Consider the following 2,137-nt stretch of genomic DNA (forward strand, 5'->3'; position numbering starts at 1 on the left):
CGTCACCACCGAAGCCGCACCGACCGGCAGCGAGGCACTCATGACAACCGAGGCAATAACCGCCTAGAATCCCGAACCAAGATCACGCGGAGTCGATCTCATACACCACTCCGCCGGACGTGACCCGCCGCGGCCGGCGCGGCGCCCTCGGTCGGGTCGGTGGGCGACGCGTATGACAACGCGTTGGCGGAGTCGACGATCGGGCTGTTCAAGACCGAGCTGATCAAGCCGAGAGGTCCGTGGCGCACGGTCGAGCAGGTCGAGATCGCCACCCTCGAGTACGTCGACTGGTTCAACCACCGACGGCTGCACTCCGCTGCCGCGGACCTGCCCCCGGCCGAGCTGGAGGCCGCGCACTACCGTCAACACATCGGCCAGCCCGAGTCAGAGCACTCAACCCGATAGCTCTCCGGACACGCCGGGGCGGTTCATGGCGACCCAGGTACGCACCATCTTCGACCAGGCCGACACCGACGCCGTGCGCGCCCAGTACGACCGCGTCGTCGACGCGCTGAGCGCCAAGTTCCCTGATGCCGCCGCGCATCTCGACGACGCCCGCGAGGAACTGCTCGCCTTCACCGGCTACCCGCACGAGATCTGGCGGCAGATCTGGTCGAACAACCCCCAGGAACGGCTGAACAAGGAGATCCGCCGCCGCACCGACGTGGTCGGAATCTTCCCCGACCGCGACGCCCTGATCCGCCTCGTCGGGGCCGTGCTCGCCGAGCAGAGCGACGAGTGGACCGAGGGCCGCCGCTACATGGGCCTGGAGGTCCTGGCGAAGTCGCGGATCAGGATCGTCACCGTCGAGTCCGGCACCGGCCAGCCGGCCGTGACAGCCGAGCCCCTGACCGCCTAAACTCCCCACCAAGATCACGCGGAGTCGATCTTATACACCTCCTCCGCGGACGTGGCCCACTCAGTAGGTGCGGGGGAGCGGGCTCGACCCCGGGTAACCCCCGGAAGGCAACGGTAGAAGCCCGAGAACGGACCGTCGCCTGTGGAAGATGCGGCAGCGAGTCCGTGCAGCGCACGAGGGGCAACGGCGAACGTTGAGCGTCGTCGGGAGGAGTGAATCTTGCCTCCGCGGATTCAGGGTGCCTCAGCAGGACGACGGCGGTCTGCTTGACCAACTGCCTGACAACGGCCCGCCACGACAACAGCATCCGACGGACGTCGACGGACGGAGTGAGCGTGCTGGCCTGGGGGGTGTTGCACGTCGAGGCGCTGCCCCCGTTGCTTCGGGACGAACAGGTCCCTGCGGTCCACGAGCTGTGCGGATCAGGTCGCAACACGGTTCACTCGCCTATGTGCCAGTCACTGAGCACGAAGTCGAAACGCTCGGGAGACATCACGATGTCGAAGTAGTAGTCCTCAGCTGCCGACCAGCGTGCGTCCCAGTCAGACCGGTACGCGTCACCTTCTCGATCGATCAGCCGCTTTCGACGGATCGCGTGCGGAACATCGAGTAGCACCCGTAGATCAAGTAGGTCATGCAGCTCGGGTCTGCAGCTGTACGCACCTTCGAGCAGGACTATCGCCGCCGGCCGAGCGATCGTGGGAGTTGCTACGAGCGGGACGCTGTCACTGTCCCAATCCTCGGCATCCCAGTCGAAGCTCTGCCACGCGGCAACGCCGTCTCGGCGAAGTCGTTCGAGGACATCTCGCTGGCGACGCCAGTCGATCACCAAGGCGGCTTTCTCCGACGCGGTTCTGCGGTCCCAGGTGTCGGCGCTGCCACCGCTGTAGAAGTCGTCGCCCTCGATCACGGTCACCCTGCCGGTGGCATCGCCTGGTTCCACGAACGCCTGCGACACTCTCGCTGCGACGGTCGACTTTCCGGCTCCGCTGCGGCCGTCGATCCCGACGAACAACGGGCGTTGTCCGACCGTGAGCTGTCGCCGCATTTGAGCGATCAGCGCGGCCTCTGACCGCTGCCCTTCTCCGGTTGTCGCGGACACAGCTGCCCGATCGGGACTCATGCAGCCAGCATGCCCCACAGGCTCCGTTCGGTCACGTCCGGCGGAGTGGTGTATGAGATCGACTCCGCGTGATCTTGGTTCGGGATTCTAGGCGGTTATTGCCTCGGTTGTCATGAGTGCCTCGCTGCCGGTCGGTGCGGCTTCGGTGGTGACGA

The 2,137-nt window shown here is 66.1% G+C and carries 1 protein-coding gene and 2 pseudogenes; 2 read left to right on the top strand and 1 reads right to left on the bottom strand.

What is annotated here, in order from left to right:
• Positions 1–126 precede the first annotated feature (126 nt).
• Both WHI96_RS27490 and WHI96_RS27495 read left to right on the top strand, forming a co-directional pair.
• A pseudogene (locus tag WHI96_RS27490) lies at positions 127–405 on the top strand (integrase core domain-containing protein); the annotation flags it as partial.
• 37 nt (positions 406–442) lie between these two features.
• A pseudogene (locus WHI96_RS27495) lies at positions 443–859 on the top strand (transposase); the annotation flags it as partial.
• A 439-nt stretch (positions 860–1,298) separates the two neighbouring features.
• Here the strand turns inward: WHI96_RS27495 and WHI96_RS27500 are convergent.
• Positions 1,299–1,982 carry a uridine kinase family protein gene (locus tag WHI96_RS27500; RefSeq protein ID WP_345643981.1) on the bottom strand — a complete coding sequence of 228 codons (684 nt, stop codon included), beginning with the start codon at positions 1,980–1,982 and terminating at the stop codon, positions 1,299–1,301.
• Positions 1,983–2,137: the final 155 nt, after the last annotated feature.

This window comes from Pseudonocardia tropica (assembly GCF_040105315.1).
Classification (GTDB): Bacteria; Actinomycetota; Actinomycetes; order Mycobacteriales; family Pseudonocardiaceae; genus Pseudonocardia; species Pseudonocardia alni.